General features: G+C 64.2%; 22 protein-coding genes. 14 read left to right on the top strand and 8 right to left on the bottom strand.

Features of this window, described 5'->3' with window-relative positions; genetic code table 11:
• Positions 1-238: 238 nt before the first annotated feature.
• On the bottom strand, positions 239-1,090 hold the full coding sequence (locus J5837_RS14280) for a type II toxin-antitoxin system RelE/ParE family toxin (protein WP_210537430.1): 852 nt from the start codon (positions 1,088-1,090) through the stop codon (positions 239-241).
• A 252-nt stretch (positions 1,091-1,342) separates the two neighbouring features.
• On the opposite strand from J5837_RS14280, the gene J5837_RS14275 reads away from it, so the two are divergent.
• Positions 1,343-1,783: a hypothetical protein gene (locus J5837_RS14275; RefSeq protein ID WP_210537429.1), complete on the top strand. Its 441-nt coding sequence runs from the start codon at positions 1,343-1,345 to the stop codon at positions 1,781-1,783.
• A gap of 227 nt (positions 1,784-2,010) precedes the next feature.
• Here J5837_RS14275 and J5837_RS14270 read toward each other — a convergent pair whose 3' ends face one another.
• Complete coding sequence (locus J5837_RS14270) at positions 2,011-2,844, bottom strand: alpha/beta hydrolase (RefSeq protein WP_210537428.1); 834 nt, start codon at positions 2,842-2,844, stop codon at positions 2,011-2,013.
• Between the two features lie 262 nt (positions 2,845-3,106).
• Between J5837_RS14270 and J5837_RS14265 the strand changes: the two genes are divergently transcribed.
• From J5837_RS14265 to J5837_RS14255, 3 genes are read left to right on the top strand one after another with little or no spacing between them, the layout of a single operon-like run.
• Positions 3,107-3,853, top strand: a complete 747-nt coding sequence (locus J5837_RS14265) for a hypothetical protein (protein WP_244755965.1) — start codon at positions 3,107-3,109, stop codon at positions 3,851-3,853.
• 29 nt (positions 3,854-3,882) lie between these two features.
• A complete protein-coding gene (locus J5837_RS14260) occupies positions 3,883-4,854 on the top strand; it encodes a CBASS cGAMP-activated phospholipase (protein WP_210537427.1) in 972 nt (323 codons plus the stop codon).
• Positions 4,855-4,856: 2 nt separating this feature from the next.
• Positions 4,857-6,263: a CBASS cGAMP synthase gene (locus J5837_RS14255; protein ID WP_210537426.1), complete on the top strand. Its 1,407-nt coding sequence runs from the start codon at positions 4,857-4,859 to the stop codon at positions 6,261-6,263.
• A gap of 48 nt (positions 6,264-6,311) precedes the next feature.
• On the opposite strand, the gene J5837_RS14250 is transcribed toward J5837_RS14255, so the two are convergent.
• Positions 6,312-6,584, bottom strand: coding sequence for a helix-turn-helix domain-containing protein (locus J5837_RS14250; RefSeq protein ID WP_210537425.1), 273 nt, complete (start codon positions 6,582-6,584; stop codon positions 6,312-6,314).
• A gap of 198 nt (positions 6,585-6,782) precedes the next feature.
• Here J5837_RS14250 and J5837_RS14245 point away from each other — a divergent pair, with 198 nt between their 5' ends.
• Both J5837_RS14245 and J5837_RS14240 read left to right on the top strand, forming a co-directional pair.
• The gene (locus J5837_RS14245; RefSeq protein ID WP_210537424.1) at positions 6,783-7,184 is read left to right on the top strand and encodes a hypothetical protein; all 402 of its coding nucleotides are present in this window, start codon (positions 6,783-6,785) and stop codon (positions 7,182-7,184) included.
• 62 nt (positions 7,185-7,246) lie between these two features.
• Positions 7,247-7,915: a hypothetical protein gene (locus J5837_RS14240; protein WP_210537423.1), complete on the top strand. Its 669-nt coding sequence runs from the start codon at positions 7,247-7,249 to the stop codon at positions 7,913-7,915.
• A 13-nt stretch (positions 7,916-7,928) separates the two neighbouring features.
• On the opposite strand, the gene J5837_RS14235 is transcribed toward J5837_RS14240, so the two are convergent.
• Positions 7,929-8,699, bottom strand: a complete 771-nt coding sequence (locus tag J5837_RS14235) for a DUF4440 domain-containing protein (protein ID WP_210537422.1) — start codon at positions 8,697-8,699, stop codon at positions 7,929-7,931.
• A gap of 444 nt (positions 8,700-9,143) precedes the next feature.
• Between J5837_RS14235 and J5837_RS14230 the strand changes: the two genes are divergently transcribed.
• Positions 9,144-11,276: a M36 family metallopeptidase gene (locus tag J5837_RS14230; RefSeq protein ID WP_210537421.1), complete on the top strand. Its 2,133-nt coding sequence runs from the start codon at positions 9,144-9,146 to the stop codon at positions 11,274-11,276.
• Positions 11,277-11,537: 261 nt separating this feature from the next.
• On the opposite strand, the gene J5837_RS14225 is transcribed toward J5837_RS14230, so the two are convergent.
• Genes J5837_RS14225 through J5837_RS14215 form a run of 3 tightly spaced genes read right to left on the bottom strand, consistent with a single transcriptional unit; the run spans position 11,538 to position 14,283 of the window.
• Positions 11,538-11,798 (bottom strand): hypothetical protein, encoded by a 261-nt coding sequence (locus J5837_RS14225; protein ID WP_210537420.1) that lies wholly within the window; start codon positions 11,796-11,798, stop codon positions 11,538-11,540.
• Complete coding sequence (locus tag J5837_RS14220; protein WP_210537419.1) at positions 11,795-13,111, bottom strand: TFIIB-type zinc ribbon-containing protein; 1,317 nt, start codon at positions 13,109-13,111, stop codon at positions 11,795-11,797. The genes J5837_RS14225 and J5837_RS14220 overlap by 4 nt, the downstream gene beginning before the upstream one ends.
• A gap of 20 nt (positions 13,112-13,131) precedes the next feature.
• Positions 13,132-14,283, bottom strand: coding sequence for an SPFH domain-containing protein (locus J5837_RS14215; protein ID WP_210537418.1), 1,152 nt, complete (start codon positions 14,281-14,283; stop codon positions 13,132-13,134).
• A 144-nt stretch (positions 14,284-14,427) separates the two neighbouring features.
• On the opposite strand from J5837_RS14215, the gene J5837_RS14210 reads away from it, so the two are divergent.
• The 4 genes from J5837_RS14210 (at position 14,428) to J5837_RS14195 (ending at position 18,962) form a co-directional block, all read left to right on the top strand.
• Positions 14,428-15,468, top strand: coding sequence for a S66 peptidase family protein (locus J5837_RS14210; protein ID WP_210537417.1), 1,041 nt, complete (start codon positions 14,428-14,430; stop codon positions 15,466-15,468).
• Between the two features lie 313 nt (positions 15,469-15,781).
• Positions 15,782-16,717, top strand: coding sequence for a 3-keto-disaccharide hydrolase (locus tag J5837_RS14205; RefSeq protein ID WP_210537416.1), 936 nt, complete (start codon positions 15,782-15,784; stop codon positions 16,715-16,717).
• 2 nt (positions 16,718-16,719) lie between these two features.
• Positions 16,720-18,405, top strand: coding sequence for a GMC oxidoreductase (locus tag J5837_RS14200; protein ID WP_210537415.1), 1,686 nt, complete (start codon positions 16,720-16,722; stop codon positions 18,403-18,405).
• Entirely contained in the window at positions 18,402-18,962 is a 561-nt protein-coding gene (locus J5837_RS14195; RefSeq protein ID WP_210537414.1) for a gluconate 2-dehydrogenase subunit 3 family protein, read from the top strand. Before J5837_RS14200 ends, J5837_RS14195 begins: the two co-directional genes overlap by 4 nt.
• A gap of 64 nt (positions 18,963-19,026) precedes the next feature.
• Here J5837_RS14195 and J5837_RS14190 read toward each other — a convergent pair whose 3' ends face one another.
• Positions 19,027-19,848: a CPBP family intramembrane glutamic endopeptidase gene (locus J5837_RS14190; protein WP_210537413.1), complete on the bottom strand. Its 822-nt coding sequence runs from the start codon at positions 19,846-19,848 to the stop codon at positions 19,027-19,029.
• Positions 19,849-20,045: 197 nt separating this feature from the next.
• On the opposite strand from J5837_RS14190, the gene J5837_RS14185 reads away from it, so the two are divergent.
• From J5837_RS14185 to J5837_RS14175, 3 genes are read left to right on the top strand one after another with little or no spacing between them, the layout of a single operon-like run.
• Complete coding sequence (locus J5837_RS14185) at positions 20,046-20,489, top strand: helix-turn-helix transcriptional regulator (RefSeq protein WP_210537412.1); 444 nt, start codon at positions 20,046-20,048, stop codon at positions 20,487-20,489.
• Between the two features lie 34 nt (positions 20,490-20,523).
• The gene (locus J5837_RS14180; protein WP_210537411.1) at positions 20,524-20,934 is read left to right on the top strand and encodes a VOC family protein; all 411 of its coding nucleotides are present in this window, start codon (positions 20,524-20,526) and stop codon (positions 20,932-20,934) included.
• Positions 20,931-21,437 carry an iron chaperone gene (locus J5837_RS14175; protein WP_244755964.1) on the top strand — a complete coding sequence of 169 codons (507 nt, stop codon included), beginning with the start codon at positions 20,931-20,933 and terminating at the stop codon, positions 21,435-21,437. The genes J5837_RS14180 and J5837_RS14175 overlap by 4 nt, the downstream gene beginning before the upstream one ends.
• The last annotated feature ends 3 nt before the right edge of the window (positions 21,438-21,440 follow it).

Here is a 21,440-nt window from a genome sequence, read left to right as displayed (position 1 = left end):
TTCATCCCGAGTGCATCACCTCCGGGCGTGCCCCTCATCCGGCCTGTCGGCCACCTTCTCCCCGCATGCGGGGAGAAGGAGATGTGCACACGATTTCGGCGACCTGAAGTTTCAGCGGTAGGTTGCGGTAACACCGCCGACCGCGCCTTTGTGGGAGCGCCTTCAGGCGCGAATGCTCTCTGGCGGGAAAATCAAAAGCATTCGCGACTTACGTCGCTCCCACGGGGAGGGGTGGTGGCTACTTGTAGACGCCGGGCCCGCGCCAGACCAGTTCGCCGCGGCGGTACACGCGCTGCACGATGACCACTTCGCGCGCATCGCCGATCCTGGCCAGACCCGGGTCGTCCGGCTCGACCATGCGGCACGGGCCGGAGCCGCGCTTCAGCACGGTGCGCAGCGGGCAGACCATGAACTGGCGGCGGCCGGGCAACGGAAAGGACAGTTCGGTCATGCCCAGGTCGCGCCAGTCGCGCAGGCGGTTTTCGTTGAGCAGTTCGTAGACGATCTGGTGACCGTCCGCGGTCTGCATGGTCGGCTGGCCGGCGACGTCGGGTCCGGCGTTCGAGTAGTACGCCATGCCCTGGTCGGCGCCGTTGTCGGTCGGCGCGGTTTCCTGCTGCAGCATGCCGGGCGGCTGCCCCCACATCGCGGACCGGCGCATGCCCGGTGCACTGGCGGGGGCCTGGCTGGGGCGCGGTTGCCCGACGGCTTCTTCGACCGGCGGTTGCGGTTTTTCGTCGGGCGGCAGCGGGTTGTCGCTCTGCACGACAAGGGCGGCCTGCACCGGCGAAGTCCTGGGCTTGGGCGGTACGGGTTTGCGCGGTTGCTTGCGTTCGACCGGCTTGGTCGCGCCCGACGGCGGCGTGGGCGGGCGCTGGCTGTCCTGCTTGGCTTCGCCGATGAAATCGACCTTGACCCGGCCGCCGCTGCTGGCGCCCTGCGGCGGGGTCAGCACGGGCTTGGAGGCGTACAGCAGCAGGAACAGGAACAGCGCATGCAGCAGCGCGCTGCCGGTCGCGGCGATCCAGCGCTGCCGGCGTTCGGTCAGGGGGTCGGCGCGGCTCGCGGCGCGCGTCGTGGTGTCGCTCATGCCGTCCCGGGCGAGCGGAAGTCGCGTGTTTTCATCGGGGAAGACAAGGGGGAAGGGCGACGATCGAGGCGCCGAATGATGACCATTGCTTCGGCGCCTGCCAACCTTTCCGACCGCCGTGCCAGGGCAAAGTTCAGCGCTTGGCCGTTCCCGCCGCCTCAGGGCGTTGGGCAGCGTGCGACCTGCCGGGCAGGGGGCGACGGGTCGTGCCGTGCGGGTGTCCGCATGGCCACGTTCACCGTGGAGGTCCCCATGAAGCGTCTGTACGCAAGTGTGTTGTCGCTGTCGTTGGCCGCCGTCGCCGCTGTCGCGGGCGCACAGGAAAGGCCGTACACCGATGGTCCGGTCGCGGTGGTCAGTGCGGTCAAGGTCGTGGATGGCCAGTTCGAGAACTACATGGCTTTCTTGAACGACACCTGGCGCAAGACGATGGAGGCGTCGAAGCAGGCGGGCATCGTCACCGAGTACCACGTGTACGGGGCGCAGGCGCACAACCCGAACGAGGCCGACCTGTACCTGGTGACGACCTATCCGAACATGGCGGCGTTCGACGGCATGGACGCGAAGATGGATCCGATCCTGGCCAAGGTGACCAAGATGAACTACAAGCAGGCCGACGAGGCTTCGGGCAAGCGCATGGTGATGCGCACGTTGCTGGGTTCGGAGATGTTGCGGGAGCTGGTGTTCAAGTAGGGCCGCAAGCGGGCGTTGTCCGGGCGGGTGGGACGCTGGCAGAGAAGTTGTGGAAGGCTCCCGGCTGGCGGGCTTGCAGTGACCCGGTGCAATTCCGATCGAATCGGTGCGAACCGAGCGAATTCAGGAACTGGGAAACGGAGGGAATGGGATTGCCTCCGTCCCTTTGTCGCCCGGAAGCGGCGTGGGTCTCGAAAAATCGTCGGGAACCGGTTTTTCCAATCAAGCTAGCGGAACAGGAAGCGCAAGCCGCGATTGTAGAACTCGGGCTTCACGCCGGCATGGCCCTCTCCCTCGACGACGCGGGCGTCCCAATGCAAGCCGTTGTAGTTGCGCGCCGAGAAGGTCCGGACAAATCCGACGGCGGGCGTCACCAGTTCCTCGGCGCCACCGACTCCCATGAAGAGTCTCACCGGCAGGTTCTTGTGTTTCGTCGCGAAGTCCGCCTCCTGCTTCGCCAGGAAGCCGTTGTCCCAGGTAAAGTCGGGACTGCCCGCGAGGTATCCCCAGAACAACGGGGGTTCCGTGAACATCGCGTAGAGCGTGAAGAGCCCGCCGAAAGAATGCCCGCCGAGAATGCGACGGGTCGGGTCGCCGCGGTAATTCCCTTCCACGAACGGAATCAGTTCGGTCTTGATGAAGCCCAGGAACTTCGGGCCGTCGCCAGACCCCTCGCGATTGCCTGGCGTCGGGGTGTAGTCCCTCGCGCGGAGCGCGTTGTAGTCCGCGTCGTCGCCGGAATAGACGATGCCGACCACCACGATGTCCGGCATCTGCCTGTCGTAGACGAGACCGCCGACAACCGAGTCCAGGAGCTTGAAATCCCATTGGCCATCGAGCAGGTAGAGCACGGGGTATTTTTTGTCTTTGTTCTTGTCGAAGTCGGCCGGCTTGTGGATGTACAAGTCGTAGCTGCGCCCCGTGGAGGCGGACTTCATCGTTCGCACTTCGGAGTCGCGCACCGTAACGGACGGATACCCGGCCGATGGCGCCGAACGAACCTGCCCAGCGAAGCCAAGCGACAGGACCAAAAGACAAAGAGCTCCCGTGAGCGAGTTCATTGCGACTGCCTTCCTTAGGAAAAACGGTGTCCGGATGATAGCGCTACCAGCCAGCGTAGCCCGGGTACGACGAAAAGTTGTTGCGGGAGTCGGCGTTCAAGTAGGGCCGCAGGCCGGCGGGGTCCGGGCGGGGCGCAAGCGGGACCTTCGTGCAAGGCGCCAGGCCCGCGGTTTTGGCCTTGCCCGGGCCGCGTCCGGGCTTGGTATGCTCCGCCCAGGGGAAAGGAATGCGCCGGCGTCAGGGGCGTTGGGGGAGAAGGGAATGCGGTTGGGGAACCGGTGTTTCTGGGTCGTGGCCTTGTGGGCCGGCACGTTGGCGGTGCAGGCGGATGTGCCTGCGGGCGCCGTTCCGGCGTCGCCGCCTGTCGGTGATGTGCTGACCGCCGATCCGGTGGAAGGCCAGAGTCTGGGGGCGTGGACGGCGCAATGGTGGCGCTGGGTATTAGCGCAGCCGATGGAACCTTATCTCGATCCGGACGGGCGTTTCTGCGACTTGGGGCAGGACGGGCCGGTGTGGTTTCTCGCGGGCACCGATGGGTCATTCAAGCCGAAACGGCGTTGCGTGGTGCCGGAAGGCAAGTATCTGCTGTTGCCGGTGATCAACATGATCTACATGCAGAGCCGCGAGCTGAGCTCCGCGAGTTGCAAGGAATTGCAGTCCGACGTGGCGGTCAACAACGATCATCTGGCCAGCGCGGTGGTGTTGCTGGATGGCAAGCCGCTGGGGGATATCGCGATGCATCGGGTGCGTAGCGATGGGTGTTTCCGACTGGATCCGGACGATGCGTCGTCAACGCTGGCGGCGGCGGATGGGTATTGGTTGATGCTGAGGCCGTTGCCGCGGGGACGGCACACGATTTCGGTGGGGGCGAATTACGCGGCGCCGGGTAGTGCACATGGCGTGATGCAGCAGAGTTTCGAGTATGAGTTGGATGTGGGTGGGGAGGCGTTGTTGAGCTACGTAGTTAATGCACGTAACTCGCGCGGCTTGAGTAATCGGAGATGGTGATTAGCTCCGTATCGTAGGAGGATTAGAAAATGGTTGGAGAAGACGCTCCGTTTCATATTCTAGCGCTAACGGGCGGTGGCTTCCGTGGGCTGTATTCGGCGCGAGTTCTCCAGGAGATCGAACAAGCCGCTGGCCGCCCGATAGGTCAGTGTTTCGATCTAATTGCTGGGACATCCATTGGTGGAATTCTTGCTTTGGCTGTTGCCTTCGAGAAGCCAATGAGTGAAGTGGTAGAAGTGTTTTCTGAGGCGGGCCGGAAAATATTTCCGCAGAGAGGGGTACTCGCGGGGCTATTTTCAAGTAAGTATGATGCTGCGCCATTGCGTGACGTCATTGGTTCTATTCTTCCGGAAAATGCAACGCTGTCCGACGCCAGGCATGCACTTGTCATTCCAGCGCTGAATCTCACTGCCGGCAAGCAGCAAATATTCAAGACAAAACATAATGCAGAATGGACGCGTGATCTTAGATATCTGGCAAGGGATGTCGCGATCGCAACTGCTGCTGCGCCAATCTACTTTCCCATCGCGTCTCTCGACAATCAATTGTTTGCAGATGGTGGCCTGTTTGCGAATGCCCCCGATCTTGTGGCGCTGCATGAGGCTGGCAAATTCTTCGGCAAGTCTGAGTCGCAAGTGCGAATGTTGAGCGTTGGGACCCTGTCTAGTACCTACGCAGTGCCTGCATCAGCAAAGCGTAAACGCGGCGTCATTGATTGGCTGCGCCCTACTGAGTTCCCATTGATTCAAGTAATTTTGTCTGCACAGCAACAATTTTCAACGCAGATTGTTGAGCATCGGCTGGGTGATAGATACATGCGGATAGATGGGCAGCCCGCAGATGCGGTAATGCGTGATGTAGGGCTAGACAAAACGGGGGAGTCGTCTCGTCAAGTGCTGCTCGGGCTTGCTGCAAAGCACGTTACCGATGTGATTGGAACCGAGCCCTTTAAGCGGCTTCTGACGCATATTCCTGGCAATTGGCTTCATAAGGGAGAATAGGGATGGGTGCGGCCAAGGATATGTTTTATTCGAATGATGCGGAGCGAGAGACGCTTAACAAGCGGGTTCGCCCTAGCGATGGGCAGATGGATTTATTGCGTCAGCGGAAGGACGACTTGGAGGCTCATCTTAAACGCGACATCCCCGTGCGTTGTGGCGTTCAAGTATCGATGTGGCTTCAGGGTTCGTACAAATTACACACATTGATTAGGCCGCTTGAAAGGCAGGACTATGATGTTGATATGGGGGTCTATTTCGAATGGGGTCGCGCGTCTGAAGTAAAGTTGTCGCAAGATGAATTGCGTAGCGTTCTGCAGGATTCTCTTCAACATTTTGCGGAAGGCGACGAGTATGTGAAAAGCGTTGAGGTGCCGCCAAAAGAACGTTGTTCACGTGCTTACTACGAAAAGCATTTGCACATCGATTTGCCTGGTTATCATTACTCAATAGATACCGAGGAAACGCGGCTAGCTACGCTTTCTGGTGGCTGGGAAATGAGTGATCCGGAAAAAATGGTCGATTGGTTTCAGGAGCGTTTGGATGGTGATGCGCGAGCTCAAGCGCGGCGCGTGGTTCGATACCTGAAGGCATGGTCTGCGCTGAGATTTAGAGAGGATCGAAGTGCGCAGCCTAGTTCATTGATGCTGACTGTGTTAGCTGTGAATGCGTTCGTTGAGGTCGCGCAAGACGAGGGGCTAGATGATGATGATGCGTTAGGTGCGGTTATTGATGAGGTGTTTGATCGGTTGTCAGCTAGCTCTGTGGTCGAGAATCCAGTCGAATCTGATCAGGATAGAAATCTAAATCGTCTAGGTGATGCTGAGTTTCGGCGTTTCATGGACGCATTGGCTGAGCTAAGAGGCATCGCACGCAGCGCTACGCAAGCCGACGAAGAGGCGGATGCTGTGGCAATTTGGACTGATGCGTTCGATTATCTGATGCCGCTTCCCGACATCGAGGGAATGGTTGAAGTGGATTCGACAAATAGTATGGTTTTGGTTACAGCTCCCATTGTGAGAGTTGATGTGTCGGCGGAGCAGGGTGGGGTGCCGAGGCGAGTATTTCAGAACGGGCAGGTCGATCTGGCTTATAAAGGTGAGTGGCTGCGCTTTCGCCTAACCAACAGGCAATATTTGCCGAGAGATGCAGTGATACGGTGGGTGGTGCGCAATCTCGGACAAGATGCCTACGACGAGAACGATCTCGGGCATAGCAATCTAGATGATGGCACGTATCACGACGAACATGCGGAATACCATGGGCGGCACTTTATGGATTGTGAGGTGCGCGTAGATGGACGAATTCATGCTCTAACGCGAATTCCGGTGGCTATCACGCGAACGGAATTGCCGCCTCGTCACCCAGCAAATCGACCGGCATATACACGGCTACGCCAACGTCGGCGTTAAGGCGCTGGGCATAGTTCCGGAAGTCTAGCTGGTTCTTGTTTGTGTTACTTACTGCTTTGAATCGAACTCGGCGATTAACAGCGCTAATTGGTCGTCTTCGGCATAGAAGTATGCGGTGGGCAAGTGAAGTACTTCCGCTAGCAATTTCAGTGTTTGATAGTTTGGTTGATGGACACCTGTTTCGTAGCGATTGATGCGGGAGCTGGCCACGAATTCATCAATTCCAGCCTCGATGCCTAGGGTGCGCTGAGATATGCCCATGGCTTCCCTGGCTTGGCGTAGTCGGCGGCTGTAAACCGGAATGTCGCGTTTGGCCGACACGTGCGCTTTTGGGGATGCCTGCCCAAAAGCTTCCGAAGCCAACTGTGTCCGCGATACTACGGAAAACGTAGTAGACGAAAGCGATGGTTCGTTGGAGTGTGTCGGTGTACGCCGATATCAAGTGATGGATACGTTGATTGCGGCGAGTATCAATCACATTTTTCGGTACAAGGGACAATGGACTTTCCAGAGACAAGGATGACCCCACTGCTGGACGCAAACAGGGCTGATCAGGTTGAAGGCGAAACGCCACTGGCCCGGGTGCTCGAACTAATACAAGGCGAAGGCATCGCCCAGACCGACGCAGCCATCGCCCGGCTGCCACCCGAACAACTCGACCAACTGGCCACCGCAGCGCAACGCAAATGCGAGGCCAACCTCGACCTGCTGTGCTGCCTCGTGGACTGCGCCGACGTCATCCTCCTGCGCGAACCCGCCGAAGCCGCCCGCGACCGCCTCCTGCGCCTCAACGGCCACCTCGCCACCCTGCTGGGCGACCACGAACGCCTCACCGAGCTGCACGAAAACGCCGTCTACTACCGCGACCATCCCCAAGTGGCCGACCGGGTGGCCAACTACTGGCGGCGTAATTGGGCCTGAGCCCCCATCCGAGGCTCGACCCCGTTTATCCTGCGATCCAGGGACAGAGCGGGGGAGTGGGGATGGAAGAGCAACTGCGTAATCAGCAAGTATTCGCCGATCTAGAAGATCGACTTGCGCGGCTCGAGCCGAAGGATGTGGCGAACCTGAAGCGTGACCGTTGGCCGTTCGGCATCATGTTGGTCGGCATGGCGATGTCGATGCTAACGACCATTGGTCTGACGGGCGAAGTGGTCGCCTGGCTTACGGTTGTCGGGGTTGTGCTCGAGTTCTGCGGAGCCGGTGTATTTTTCTATCGCCAAGCTCGCGACGCCGTTCCTGACTTCATTGATAGCAAGCGTAAATTCTCGCTCGATCTTGACTCCAAGCTTCTTGCGCATGAGGAGACACTTGCCTGGCTCAGAACATTGCCATTGCAGGAGCGCAACCGCCGAATCACATACCTTGATTATCGATTGGAGGTTTTGGCACAGCGTTACCAAATTCTATTTGGAGCCGTGGACAAGCTCGGACTTCTCCCAATGCTTGTTGCGACCTTCGTGCAGAGTTTGGCAATCAATTCCGTTTCCTTTCCGACTGCCTTGTGCGCACTCGGACTCCTTGCGCTGTATGGGATGGCGATATGGTTAGCTCGCTTTCGCTTGCAGATGCAGAGATATGCGCGGCTGCTCAGGGAGGCAGGGGCAAACGACAAGCATGAGTCCATGTTGGCTGATGCCGAGGCTGTCTGACCCAAATTCGACCCTAGTCCGATCCCTCACGCGTAGCCCGCTCACTAACCACACCATTCTCGAACACCGCCAACGTCCGCGCCGCACCCTTCGCATCGCCCTCGAACTCAAACCGCAAATCCCGCTCCTTGGCGAAAAACCGCGTCTGCGTCTCCGGGTAAAGCGTGGCCACGAAATTCCCCGCCACCAGCTTGAGATGATCGCCCTCGACCGACACCACGATGTCCCCGATCCGCGCTGACCGATAACGCCCCGCATACCCCTGCAACGTCGACGCCGGCAGCGTCAACGTCACCGGCGGCGGCGTGTAAGCCACCGGCCCATGGTCGTAGCTCAACACACGATGCATGCGCCACTGCCCATCGACGAACTTCCACACACTGGTGAACTTGGCCTCGCCATCCAGATGCTCCGGCTTGCCCGCTTCCTGCACATAGAAACGGTGCCGGCCCGACAGGATCGCGTAACCGCCCTTCAGCGCATGGAACTCCAGGCTGGCCTCCACCGCCTCCCGCCGCAGATGCATCCCGGGATTCGCACACGGCCCCTTGCGCAACGACTCGACCAGCGCCTCGCGCGACACCGTCAACCCCGTCTTGTCGTGATAGAACTCCACGTCCGGCGTGAGCAACTCGCCCATCGTGCGCATGTCGCAGGCGTTGTACGCCTGCCAGAACCGGGCATCGGCCGCGCGGACCTGCCCATCCTCGTTTTCGGCCGCAGCCGATGCCGCCGCCACGGCGAAGAAAAGCGAAGCGGCTACCGCGAGTCTGGCGATCTTCATGTTTCCGTTCCGGCTGCAGGATGAAGCCGGTTGGGAAGAATCCGGGCGGGGGTGTCGCGGGTCATTGGTCACGGCTGGGGTGGGGCGGGGAGTCGAGGCGGGGGAAGGCGGGCTTGAGCCCGCCCTACGGAGTCGGTGCGCGGCGGGGCTTGGTCACGGTAGCCATCTGGTGACGTACTGCTGGCGATGGTGGCCGCTGTGCTGTCGAAAGCGCGTGGGCATGGGTGGGTGGGCGTGCTGCGCGCCGATCGCGCCCGAAGCGAGGCTCCCGGTACCCCGCCGAGGCAGTCCACCTTGGTCGGCCGCCGATGCCGTCCCTGAGCCCGGCAACGCCGTTGACATGATTGCGCACTCGACCGCGCTATTGTGCCCGCCCCCCACGGAGCCACCACCCAACGAAGTCTGCTTGCCGTCATCTGTCCCCTTGTCCTGGAGATACCAAGCATGAAACCGATTACGCTCCTTCCCGTCACCCTGCTGGCCGTCGGCATCGCCCTGGCCGTGCATGCCGCCGACGCCCCCCTGCGGCCCACCGACCTGACCACCCGCACCCTGCACGCCGCCGCCGGCCGCGCCTACACCTCACCCTCCAAAGCCGCCCCGGTCGACGTGGTCGCCGGCTACCTGCGCACGCATGGCCGCAGCGACGCCACCGTCAAATCGCTCCGCGTCCGCGGACAAGGCGTGCAGGCGCGCAAAGGCGTGCGCTTCCTGCGCCTGGGACAGGAAGTCGGCGGCCTGGCCGTCTACGACACCTACGCCAAGGCGGCGATCGACGCGAACGGACAACTGGTCAGCCTGGTCGAGAACCTGGTGCCGGCACCGTCGAAACTTACTCCTGCCTCGATCGACGAGGTCGCCGCCCTGAACGCCGCGATCCGCGCGCTCAACATCCCCACCCAGGCCACGCGCGTCCTGCTGCGCAGCGGCGCGACGACCCGCTTCGCCCGTGGCGACGTCTTCGTCGAAAGCCCGCTGGTCACCCGCGTCGCCGTGCCGATGAACGACGGCTCCATGCGGATCGGCTTCCTGGTGCAGACTTGGCGCACGTCCGGCAACCGGCTGGAGGAAACCCTGGTCGGCGGCGACGGCCGCGTGGTCGAAACCGTGGCGCGCACCAATACCGACAACTACAACGTGTTCGCGGTGGACCCGGAGAAATCCCCGCAAGCCATCGTCTCGGGCGCCGGCAACAACTGGCTGTTCGCCGGCCCGCACACCGCCCAGGACATCGCCGGCAACAACGTCCATGCCTACCTTGACGCGGTGAACGACGGCGCGCCCGACGGTGGCGGCACCCCGGTCGCCAATGGCGATTTCCTCTCCGCCTTCGACCCCGCGGTGGAACCGTCGACCGACACCAACCGCAATGTCGCCGTGCAGAACCTGTTCTACCTCAACAACGTCATCCACGACCGCCTGTATGCCGCCGGTTTCGACGAGGTCGCCGGCAACTTCCAGGAAAACAACGGCGGGCTCGGCGGGCGCGGCAGCGATTCGGTCAATGCCGAAGCGCAGGACGGCGGCGGCACCGACAACGCCAACTTCGCCACCCCGCGCGATGGCCAGAACCCGCGCATGCAGATGTACCTGTGGAGCGGCCTGTCGCCGCACAGCCTGACCACCAATCCGGGAGGCGCGAGCTACGAGAGCGGCGTGGCCGAGTTCGGTCCCCAGCAGTTCGATCTGAACGCCGGCCTGGCGGTCGCCGCACCCAACTACGCCTGCAGCGCCCTCACCAACGGCGCGGACGTCAGCGGCAAGATCGTCGTGGTCGATCGCTCCCTCGCCGACGATCCGAATGGCTGCACCTTCGTGGTCAAGGCCCAGAACGTCCAGGCCGCCGGCGGCATCGGCATGATCGTCGCCAATCGCGAAGCCGGGACCCTCAATATGGCCGGCACCGGCGCGACCCTGCCGCCCAGCCTGCTGGTCAGCCAGGCCGACGGCGCCGCGATCAAGCAACTGATCGCCGGCGGCGCGGCCACCGCCGCCATGTTCCGTGGCGCGCCGGATGTGATGCGCGATGGCGACCTGGATTCCGACATCGTCTGGCACGAATACGGCCACGGCCTGACCTGGCGCATGATTGGCCGCATGGACGGGCCGATGTCCGGCGCCATCGGCGAAGGCATGAGCGACGTGCTGTCGGTGATCGTCAACAACGACGACGCGGTCGGCGAATACTCGGTCACCAACACCGACGGCATCCGCTCGCAGCGCTACGCCAACTACACGCGGACCTATGCCGACGTGACCGGCAGCGAGGTGCACTTCGACGGCGAGGTCTACGGCGCGATCGGCTGGCGCGTCTGGAAGAACCTGCAGGGCCTCGGCGACAGCGCCGACGACGTGCTGGCGGTGCTGGTCGACGGCATGAACTACACGCCGGCGCATCCGAAGTTCGAGGACATGCGCGACGGCATCCTCGCCGGCCTGGCCGGCGACCAGGCGCGCCAGTGCCTGGTGTGGGAAGCCTTCGCCCATTACGGCGTGGGCGTGGGCGCCAAGGGCGCGGTGCGCGGCTCGAAGGTCAGCGTCACCGAGTCGATGGCGGTGCCGGCGCAGTGCCAATGATGGCTGGCGTTCCGGCTTGATGCGGTATGCGAAACGGCGGCCTTGGGCCGCCGTTTCGTTGGACGCCAATGCGCGCGGAAGGCGGGCTTGAGCCCGCCCTACGAGAAAACGCCGTGTAGGGCGGGCCCTGGCCCGCCGTCGACATGCGATGCCCCGTCACGACGCGGCATTTTCCGATGCGGACTCGCGTAAAGCGGACTTGAACTCGCGTAAAAGGCGGACTTGAGCCCGGCCTACGAAAACCCGCGTTAGGCGGGGAAGTCAGCTACTGTCGCCCCGGACCCGTTGCACGCGCTGGCGATAGGCACTCACGTTGTCGCCGTCGATGCGGCGCTCCTGCGTGCCCTTGATCTCGTCGACCTTGTGGTCCGACCCGGTCACCGGCTTGGCCATCACGTCCGTTTCCCGCTCGAACGCATGCGACTTGTCCGTGTTGCGGTAATACCGGTACAAGGCCCAATACAGCGCCGTCGCGCCGACCGGACCCACTGCCAACAACCACAGCCCGCTGTCGTCGCTCATGACGCATGCCCCACGATCCAGAGTGCGATGCCTTCCAGGAAAGTACCGACGGTGATCGCCGTGGTCAGCAACTTCCACTGCTGCACCGGCACGCTGCCCATCGTCTCGCCCGTGCGGCCATTGACCGCGATGTAATGCAGCATGCCGCCGTTGCGGCCCGGCTGGTGGTACGAATACAGCCACACCGGCAGGTACATCGACACCCAGCGCGTGCCGTGCACCTCCAGGCGTTCCCGTTCCCAGCGCACGCCACGGTCGTAGCGTTGCACCGAATCTTCGACCTGGGCGCGGGCGATGGACAGCAGCTGGTCCTCCAGCCGCGGGCGCAACTGCTCCACGTCGCTGTCGCGCTTCTCCGAAGTGAAACCCGACAGGTACGAGGCGTTCCACTTCACCGCGTTCTTGGTGTCGAACGGCAGGATCGTGTTGATGATGTTCTGCGTATTGATCCGCGTGTCCAGGTTGCCGCGCTCGCGCGAGGACTCCAGCGGCAGGTCGTCGACGGTGAAGTCCACGTGGCGTTCCACCTGGTACACGTCGGCGTCGTAGTAGGTCTTCTTGTTCTTGTCGGTACCGCGCGTGTAACGCCGCGTTTCGATCTCGCCATGGCCGGCCACGCTGGCGCTGGCATTGCCGTCGACGATCATGTACGGCAGGTACACGCCGACTACGTTCTCTGGCGTGAACTGCTCCTTGAACGCCTTCAGCGCGAAAAAACGCCGCTTGTCCACGAACTGGCGGATCCGCGCGACCGCATCGTCCTTCCTGATGTGGAAGGGCAGCACCGCGTCGGGCACCGCGCCGTTCGCTACCTGTTCGTTGACCCCGAACACGTGGCGGCACCAGTGGCAGCGCGCGGTCATCGCGTTCTCGGTGTTGACCGTCACCTCGGCGCCGCAGCCGCTGCACTTGAAGGTCATCAGGCTGGCCGCGTCCGCGTCGATGTCGCGCGCGCCGGAAGCGATGACCGTGCCACGCAGCTGGTCGATGCCTTCGCCCAGCCCGAATTCCTCTTCGACCCGCTGCCCGTGCCACTCGTTGCGGCAGTACAGGCAGACCAGCAGGTCGCTGCCGGGCTTCTGGCGGATATCGGTGGCACCGCATTTCGGACAGCGATTCAGGCCGTCCTTCAGCTCCTCGGCGGAGGTATCGATGGCGACCGGATCGGGCGCCAGCAATTCGTCGCGGATCGGCGGGGGCAGGGTGGCCGGGTCGACGCCCAGCTCGCCGGGCAAGGGCGGCACGTCCCGCGGCGATCCGGGACCGTTCGGAGCCGCCGGCGGGAGCGGCGGCGGCGTGGTGGTGTTCGACATGTACCTGCGGACCGCGTGGCTTACAGGCCCAGCGCCTTGGCCTTGAGCGCGTCGTAGTCGGCCTGGGTGATCAGGCCCAGCTCGAGCATCTCCTTGGCCTTCTTCAACTTCGCCACCGGATCCTCGGCTCCGTTGCCGGCCGGCGCCACCGGCTGCTGCAGGCCGGCGATGCCGCCGACCATGCCGGTGGCCATGCCCAGGCCCATGACGCCCGCCGCGCCGCCGTTTTCGCCGGCGGACTGGATGCCCTGGGCGACACTGGCCTGCAGGTTGGAATTGCCGCGCGCACCGGCCAGCGCGTCGGCGCGCTGCACGGTCTTCAGCAGTTCGCGGGTGTTCGCGTCGTATTCGATCGACACGATGGCGGTCTTGACGATGGCCAAGCCGCGGTCGGAACTCCACTTGTAGCCCTGCTCGACGGCGGCCGACAGGCTCTGGGCGAAGCCCAGCGAATCCTGCTGGATCCTGGTGATGCGATTGCCTTTGGACGGATCGTTGGTGTACAGGCTGAAGGCCGGCGCCAGCGAACCCACCACTTCGTTGAACAGCTGGGTGGCGGCGGCGTTGTCCATGTCGGTGAAGTCGAACACCTTGCCCGGCTGCAGGTACGCGGCCGGCACGAAGTTCTTCACGAACAGGATCGGGTCGACGATCTTCAGGGTGTACGAACCGCGAGTGATCGCGCCGACCTGGGTGTTGAGGAAGCCGTCGTCCCAGTAGATCTCCGACTGCGTGCCGAAGCGGTTGTCCGGCAGTTCCTTCAGCGAGACGAAGAAGGCGGCCTGCTGCGAGCCCGGCTGGCCGCCGAACTTGAAGCGTTCCCAGCTCTGGGTGATGAAGGTGGAGACGAGGCCGTCGCCGGCGAAGACCGACTTGGAGTTGACGTCGTCGGAGCGCCATTCGTAACCGCCCGGTTCGGCGGCGAAGCCGGTGATCTTGCCGTCCTGCATCAGCAGCAGGCCGTAGCCTTCGGGAACGACGATCTTCGAGCCGTTGCTGATGATGTTCGAGGAACCGTGCGTGTTGGAACCGCGCCCGGCATTGGTGCCGCGCGGCACCGCGGCGAACAGCGCCGCCGTCGCCGGCAGGCCTTCAGGCACCGTGTAGAAATCCTTCCACTGGTCGCCGAGCACGCCACCGACCGCACCCGCCACCGCTTGCACAAGACCCATGACATCTCTCCGTGATTCGTGGCCGGGTACCGCACCCGCCATGCGCGACCGAGTATAGCGTTCGATATGACGGTGCCATGTGCTTCAAGTCATCGAGCGCGGCCTGCTAATCTGACCCGATCCTCCCGATCGACAGGGCGCGACATGCACCGGCGACACTTCCTCGGCAACACCGCACTCGCAGCCCTGCTGCTGCCGCTCGCCCGCGGCACCGACGCCCGGGCCGCGCCGCGCGGACGCTTGCTGCCGCCGCCGCTCAACAAGGGCGACACCGTCGCGCTGGTCAGCCCGTCGTCGGCGATGGACGAACCCTTCGACCTGCAACTCGCTACGGAAGCGATGCAGGCGCTCGGCTTCAAGGTCAAGACCGGCGCACACTACGCCAATCGTTATGGCCACCTGGCCGGCAGTGACGCCGAACGCGCGGGCGACCTCAACGCGATGTTCGCCGACAGGGAAGTCAAGGCGATCATCTGCGCCCGCGGCGGCTCCGGCGCGGCGCGCCTGCTGCCGTTGCTCGACTACGAGCTGATCCGCCGCAATCCCAAGGTGCTGCTCGGCTACTCCGACATCACCGCCTTGCACAGCGCCATCCACGCGAAGACCGGCCTGGTCACCTTCCACGGCCCCATCGGCGCCGGCAGCTGGAACAGGTTCAACGTCGACCAGTTCAACCGCATGTTCTTCAATCGCGAACTGATCGAATACCGCAACATCGCCGATGCCGGCGACGAACTGGTCCAGCGCAAGAACCGCACCATCCCCATCACCGGCGGCAAGGCCCAGGGCGAACTGATCGGCGGCAACCTGACCGTGCTGACTGCGCTGGCCGGCTCGCCGTACCTGCCGGATTTCAGCGGCAAGATCCTGTTCCTGGAGGACGTTTCCGAAGCGCCTTACCGCATCGATCGCATGTTCAGCACGCTGAAGCTGATGGGCGCGCTGGACAGGATCGCCGGGCTGATCTTCGGCGAATGCAGCGAATGCGATCCTGGCGACGGCTACGGTTCGCTGAACCTCGCGCAGATCTTCGACGACCACATCAAACCGCTGAAGATCCCCGCATATCGCGGCGCGATGATCGGGCACATCCGCCAGCAGTTCATCGTGCCGGTCGGTGGGCGGGTGGAGATGGACGCGGACGCAGGCACGTTCCGCATGTTGGAGCCGGTGTTCCAGGCATAGCAGAGCAAATCCCCTTGCCCCCTTTTTCAATGGGGGAGAAGCAGCCGGCGAATGGTGAACAGATCGGCGCTTTTGCAGTTGCCCCCTTTGCAAAAGGGGGCAGGCGGCCGCGTAGCGGGCGACGGGGGATTTGCCTGGCGCGCAAGGCAAAAGCAAATCCCCCTTGGTCCCCCTTTTCCAAAGGGGGAAATCTTGTTTGGGGATCGTGCAGAGGTTTCAGGCCGTTGCGGATGATGCAATGCCGCAGGGCAAGCTGGCTGAAATCGTTTACATTCCCCGCGTTTCTCGTTTCCGGAACCCGAGGGAATCGCCCATGCGCTGTTGTCTGCCGGCATTGTTCGCACTCGGCCTGATCAGTGCACCGGGCCACGCTGCCGAGAACGCCAACTCCGCGGACGCCTTGGTCGGGCGCTGGGACATCGACCTGCACACGCCAAGTGGCGACCAGCCCTCGTGGCTGGAAATCCGCCGCTCCGGCCACAGCACCCTGGTCGGCCAGTTCGTCGGTACCGGCGGCAGCGCACGGCCGATCTCGCGGGTCGAATTCGATGGCGACGCCATGCACTTCGCGATTCCCCCGCAATGGGAAGGCGGCAACGGCGAGCTGGACGTGCGCGGACGACTGCGCGACGGCGCGCTGGCCGGCACGATGACCTTCCCCGACGGCAAGCAATACGCGTGGAACGCCAGGCGCGCGCCGTCGCTGCGCCGCAAGGCCGCGCCGCGCTGGGGCAAGCCGCTGCAGTTGTTCAACGGCAAGAACCTGGACGGCTGGCACGCACTGGCCGGCAAGTCGCAATGGACCGTCGAGAACGGCGTACTGCGCAACCTCGCCGCCGGCGCCAATCTGGTCGGCGAGCGCAAGTTCGACGATTTCAAGCTGCACGTCGAACTGCGCCTGCCCAAGGGCAGCAACAGCGGCGTGTACCTGCGCGGCCGCCACGAAGTTCAGATTGCCGACACCTTCGGCGAACCGGCCAGCGACACGCTCGGTGCCATCTACGGCTTCCTGGCGCCGAGCGAGGATGCCTCGCTGCCGCCGGACCAGTGGCAGTCGCTCGACATCACCCTGGTCGGCCGCCGGGTCAGCGTCGCGGTCAACGGCAAGACCATCATCTGCGACCGCGAAATCCCCGGCATCACCGGCGGCGCGCTGGACAGCGACGAAGGCGCGCCCGGCCCCCTGTACCTGCAGGGCGACCATGGTCCGGTCGAATTCCGCAATCTGATCCTGACTCCGGCATTGTGAGCATGGCCAACGACGCAAACATCTACGACGCTATCGTCATTGGTTCCGGCATCTCCGGCGGCTGGGCCGCCAAGGAACTGTGCGAGAAGGGCCTGAAGACCCTGGTGCTGGAACGCGGCCGCAACGTCGAGCACATCAAGGATTACCCGACCGCGCTGAAGGCGCCATGGGAACTGCCGCATCGCGGCGCGCTGACCCGCGAATACCGCGAACAGAACCCAGTCGCCTCGCGGATCGCCGCCGAGGACGTGACCCATTTCTTCATCAAGGACGGCGACCACCCCTACGTGCAGGAAAAGCCGTTCGACTGGATCCGCGGCTACCAGGTCGGCGGCAAGTCGATCATGTGGGGCCGCGCCTGCCAGCGCTGGAGCCGCTACGACTTCGAGGCGCCGGAACGCGACGGCTACGGCATCGGCTGGCCGATCGGCTACGACGACATCGCGCCGTGGTATTCGCATGTGGAGAAGTTCATCGGCGTGTGCGGCGCGCGCGACGGGATCGATTCGATGCCGGACGGGGAATTCCTGCCGCCGTTCGATTTCAACTGCGTCGAGAAGGCCTACAGCGAACGCATCCGCAAGCACTACGGCGACCGCTACGTGGTCCAAGGCCGCTGGGCGCAGCTGACCAAGCCCGAGCCGATCCACCTGGAGCAGGGGCGCAGCGCGTGCATGTCGCGCAACCTGTGCTGGCGCGGTTGTCCGTTCGGTGCGTACTTCAGTTCGAATTCGTCCACGCTGCCGTGGGCGGCGAAGACCGGCAACCTGACCCTGCGCCCGGACTCGGTGGTGCATTCGATCCTGTACGACGAGCGCAGCAACCGCGCGACCGGGGTGCGGGTGATCGATGCGCACACCCACGAGGTCACCGAGTACCGGGCGAAGATCGTGTTCCTCAACGCGTCGGCCCTGAATTCGGTGCTGGTGCTGATGAACTCGGTGTCGTCGCGCTTCCCGCACGGGCTGGGCAACGACAACGGCCTGCTCGGCACCCATGTTGCCTTCCAGAGCTACCGCGCCAACGGCGGCGGCACCATCGACGGCTTCGAGGACGGCTATTACTACGGGCGGCGGCCGTCGGAGTGCATCATCCCGAACTTCCGCAACCTGAAGCGGCACGAGATGGATTTCGTCGGCGGCTACACCACCTTCACCGGCGCCTACCGCGAACGCGGCGCGCCATCGCCCGGGCGCGTCGGCGGCGCGTACAAGGACGCGCAGGCGCAGCCGGGCCAGTGGAAGATCTACGTGTACATGCAGGGCGAAACCATCCCGAAGCAGAGCAACCACGTGCGCCTGCACGACACGCTGAAGGACCAATGGGGCATCCCGCAGCTGGTGACCTCGGTCGAATACGACGACAACGACGAACGCATGGTCCGCGACTGGCGCGCGCAGGCCAAGGAAATGCTGGAAGTGGCCGGCTGCCGCGACATCCAGACCGCCGACACCCAGTGGTATCCGGGGCGCGACATCCACGAGATGGGCGGTTGCCGCATGGGTCGCGATCCGGAGACCTCGCTGCTCAACCAATGGAACCAGCTGCATGCGTGCCCGAACGTGTTCGTCACCGACGGCGCGTGCATGACCTCGACCGGCAACCAGTCGCCGTCGCTGCTGTACATGGCGTTGACCGCGCGCGCGGTGAACCACGCGGTCGAGGAACTGAAGAGGCGCAACCTGTGAACGGACCGATTCGATCGCCGAGCCGCCGCGAGGCGTTGAAGACCGCGGGCCTGATCGGCGGCGCGCTGCTGGTGCCGGGCCTGCTGGCCGCCTGCAAGGGTGGCCAGGGCGATGCCACGGCCGCCGCGTCGGCGCAGGACGACACGATGCTGCTCGAGGACATCGCCGATACCTTGCTGCCGACCACCGCGGCTTCGCCGGGCGCGAAGGCGGCGGGCGTCGGTGCGACGATGGCGCTGTTGCTGGCCGATTGCGAAAGCGTGGACGTGCAAAAGCGCGTCGCCGCGGGGCTGCAGGCATTGCGCGAAACCTGCCGCCAGCGCGGCGGCGCTTTCGCCACGCTGGCCCAGGCCGAACGCGAGGGGCTGTTGCGCGAGCTGGACGAGGCGGCGCAGAAGGCGGGTGACACGCACTGGTTCTCCAGCGTGCGCTCGCTGGCGCTCAACGCCTATTTCAGTTCCGAAATCGGCGCGACCCGTGCCACCCGCTACGTCGCCGTGCCCGGACGCTACGAGGGATGCGTTCCGCTGCAGCCGGGGCAACCCGCATGGTGGTGATCGTGCGAGGCTAGGATCGAACGTGCGCGTGTCGACCCCGTGATCGGCTGGCTGTCCACTTCGGTCATGAGCGGCTGCCGAGCGCAGCTTCCGCCGTCCGGAATCTCGTCCGGTGCGTCCACGCCCATCCCGCGATGGCCAGGTTGACGCCGGCCATGCACATCCAGATCACCAACTGGTGCCGGTGAGGCGCTTCGGCGTTCTCGAAGACGGGTTGCCAGAGCGAACCCGTACCCGTTCGCAGCAGGGCGTCCTGGACCAGGTTGTTGGCGATATGGAAAGCCGCAACGAACGGCAGGCTGCGCGAGGCCAGCATCAGGCTGCCGTACAACAGGCTGCCGGAGCCCACCACCAGCAGGCCGGCCAGCCAGGGCATGCCGCCGCTCAGGTGGGCCAGCACGAACACCGCGCTCGGCGCCAGCACGCTGATGGCGGCGCCATACTGGACGTGCAGGCGCTCCAGTCCATAGCTGCGATAGCCCACTTCTTCGGCGACGCCCATTGCCACCGCGGCGAGCACGCCGGTCAGCAGCGCATCGATGCGCAAGGCGGGGTTGGATTGCCAATGAAACGGAGCCCATGCCCAGACGATCAGGGTCCACGACAGCGCCAGCAAGGCGCCGCCTGCCATGCCGGCGAAGCATGCCACCGCACTCCTGGCATCCGCTGACACGCCGTAGCGGGACCAGCGCAGACCGTCGCGCCGCAGATACAGCCACGTCACGCCGACCACCAGCGCCACGACCAGCGCACATCGCGCGAGCCAGGCCTGAGCCGGATCGGCGTTGCGTCCGGTCACGATCATCGCCAGAAACGCCGCGCCGAACGCGGCTATGGATACCAGCAACAAATATCCCCAGACATACCAAGCGGATCGCGGGGGCATGGGTGTCGCTCCGGCTGATTCATGCGCCTGTCGGCCGCAAGGCCGCCAGCCTGCGGATGCCGGCAGGCCCTGTCAATCGCCCGTTTTCCTGATGTGAGATCGCGGCGTCGACGGCCCGATCGTCGAAGTTCGGGTCATCGCTTCGGTGGCCGGCGTGTGCTTGAGCGTCTGCGCCGCTTGTGGAACCATCGCGCCCCGTGACCCGCGACCCTGCCACGGACACCCGCCTGCGCGACTTCGCGCGTCTGCGCCGCGTGCGCGACCGCATCGACCGCGAATACGCCAAACCGCTCAACGTGGACGAACTCGCCCGTGGCGTGCACATGTCCGCCGGCCACCTGAGCCGAGAATTCAAGGCCGCCTTCGGCGAATCCCCGTACAGCTACCTGATGACCCGGCGCATCGAGCGCGCGATGGCGCTGCTGCGGCGCGGCGACCTCAGCGTCACCGACGTGTGCTTCACGGTCGGTTGCGCATCGTTGGGCACCTTCAGCACGCGCTTCTCCGAACTGGTCGGCATGTCGCCCAACGCCTACCGCCAGCAGTGCGGCGAAGCCACCGCCGGCATGCCGGCCTGCGTGGCCCGGCAGGTGACGCGACCGGTCAGGAATCGAGAAGCGCCGGCCCGGGGGCCTCGCTAGGCTGACGGCTCCCACCACACCGAACGGAAACCCCATGGACATCAACATCCACGCCAGTTTTCTCCCGCACACCGATCCGGACGCCTCGCTGGCATTCTATCGGGATACCCTCGGCTTCGAGGTCCGCAACGACGTCGGCTACAACGGCATGCGCTGGATCACGGTCGGCCCGGCCGGCCAGCCGGGCACGTCGATCGTGCTGTTCCCGCCGGCGGCGAGCCCCGGCGTCACCGACGAGGAGAAGCGCACCATCGCCGACATGATGGCGAAGGGCACCTACGCCAGCATGCTGCTGGCGACGAAGGACCTGGATGCCGCGTTCGAGCGGATCCAGGCCAGCGGCGCGGAAATCGTGGAGGAGCCGACGATGCAGCCGTACGGCGTGCGCGACTGCGCCGTGCGCGATCCCGCAGGCAACCTTTTGCGCGTACAGGAGCGGTCATGAGCACGACGAAGAAGAGCGCGGCCAAGTCCGCGAAAAGCGCAGCCAAACCCGCCAAGCGCGCGGCCAAGGCCAGCAAGCCGTCCGAGGGCTTCAGTGCCGACGAGCGCGCCGCGATGAAGGCGCGTGCACAGGAACTGAAGGCGGAAGCGCGCGCGAACAAGAGCCGGGCGGAAGGCGAGCGCGCCGTGCTGGCGGCCATCGCCGGGATGAAGGAACCCGATCGCGCCATGGCCAAGCGCCTGCACGCCATCGTCACCGCGGCCGCGCCGGCGCTGATGCCGAAGACCTGGTACGGCATGCCCGCGTACGCGCAGGACGAGAAGGTCGTGTGCTTCTTCCGCGATGCGGGCAAGTTCGGCGACCGCTACGCGACGTTCGGTTTCAACGACAAGGCCATGCTCGACGACGGTGCGATGTGGCCGATCGCCTTCGCGCTGAAGGAACTGAACGCGACGGTGGAAGCGAAGATCGCCGCGCTGGTGAAGCGGGCCGCCGGGGCCTGATCG

The sequence above is a fragment of the Pseudoxanthomonas helianthi genome (assembly GCF_017939625.1).
GTDB classification, from domain to species: Bacteria; Pseudomonadota; Gammaproteobacteria; order Xanthomonadales; family Xanthomonadaceae; genus Pseudoxanthomonas_A; species Pseudoxanthomonas_A helianthi.
This window is presented reverse-complemented; position numbering and strand designations above follow the sequence as displayed.

Coding starts and splice junctions, on each gene's coding strand:
- J5837_RS14230 (WP_210537421.1), top strand. CDS start 9,144: ATGAAACCGATTACGCTCCTTCCCGTCACCCTGCTGGCCGTCGGCATC.
- J5837_RS14190 (WP_210537413.1), bottom strand. CDS start 19,848: ATGCCCCCGCGATCCGCTTGGTATGTCTGGGGATATTTGTTGCTGGTA.
- J5837_RS14220 (WP_210537419.1), bottom strand. CDS start 13,111: ATGTCGAACACCACCACGCCGCCGCCGCTCCCGCCGGCGGCTCCGAAC.
- J5837_RS14200 (WP_210537415.1), top strand. CDS start 16,720: ATGGCCAACGACGCAAACATCTACGACGCTATCGTCATTGGTTCCGGC.
- J5837_RS14175 (WP_244755964.1), top strand. CDS start 20,931: ATGAGCACGACGAAGAAGAGCGCGGCCAAGTCCGCGAAAAGCGCAGCC.
- J5837_RS14275 (WP_210537429.1), top strand. CDS start 1,343: ATGAAGCGTCTGTACGCAAGTGTGTTGTCGCTGTCGTTGGCCGCCGTC.
- J5837_RS14225 (WP_210537420.1), bottom strand. CDS start 11,798: ATGAGCGACGACAGCGGGCTGTGGTTGTTGGCAGTGGGTCCGGTCGGC.
- J5837_RS14210 (WP_210537417.1), top strand. CDS start 14,428: ATGCACCGGCGACACTTCCTCGGCAACACCGCACTCGCAGCCCTGCTG.
- J5837_RS14205 (WP_210537416.1), top strand. CDS start 15,782: ATGCGCTGTTGTCTGCCGGCATTGTTCGCACTCGGCCTGATCAGTGCA.
- J5837_RS14265 (WP_244755965.1), top strand. CDS start 3,107: ATGCGGTTGGGGAACCGGTGTTTCTGGGTCGTGGCCTTGTGGGCCGGC.
- J5837_RS14215 (WP_210537418.1), bottom strand. CDS start 14,283: ATGGGTCTTGTGCAAGCGGTGGCGGGTGCGGTCGGTGGCGTGCTCGGC.
- J5837_RS14255 (WP_210537426.1), top strand. CDS start 4,857: ATGGGTGCGGCCAAGGATATGTTTTATTCGAATGATGCGGAGCGAGAG.
- J5837_RS14180 (WP_210537411.1), top strand. CDS start 20,524: ATGGACATCAACATCCACGCCAGTTTTCTCCCGCACACCGATCCGGAC.
- J5837_RS14240 (WP_210537423.1), top strand. CDS start 7,247: ATGGAAGAGCAACTGCGTAATCAGCAAGTATTCGCCGATCTAGAAGAT.
- J5837_RS14280 (WP_210537430.1), bottom strand. CDS start 1,090: ATGAGCGACACCACGACGCGCGCCGCGAGCCGCGCCGACCCCCTGACC.
- J5837_RS14245 (WP_210537424.1), top strand. CDS start 6,783: ATGACCCCACTGCTGGACGCAAACAGGGCTGATCAGGTTGAAGGCGAA.
- J5837_RS14235 (WP_210537422.1), bottom strand. CDS start 8,699: ATGAAGATCGCCAGACTCGCGGTAGCCGCTTCGCTTTTCTTCGCCGTG.
- J5837_RS14270 (WP_210537428.1), bottom strand. CDS start 2,844: ATGAACTCGCTCACGGGAGCTCTTTGTCTTTTGGTCCTGTCGCTTGGC.
- J5837_RS14260 (WP_210537427.1), top strand. CDS start 3,883: ATGGTTGGAGAAGACGCTCCGTTTCATATTCTAGCGCTAACGGGCGGT.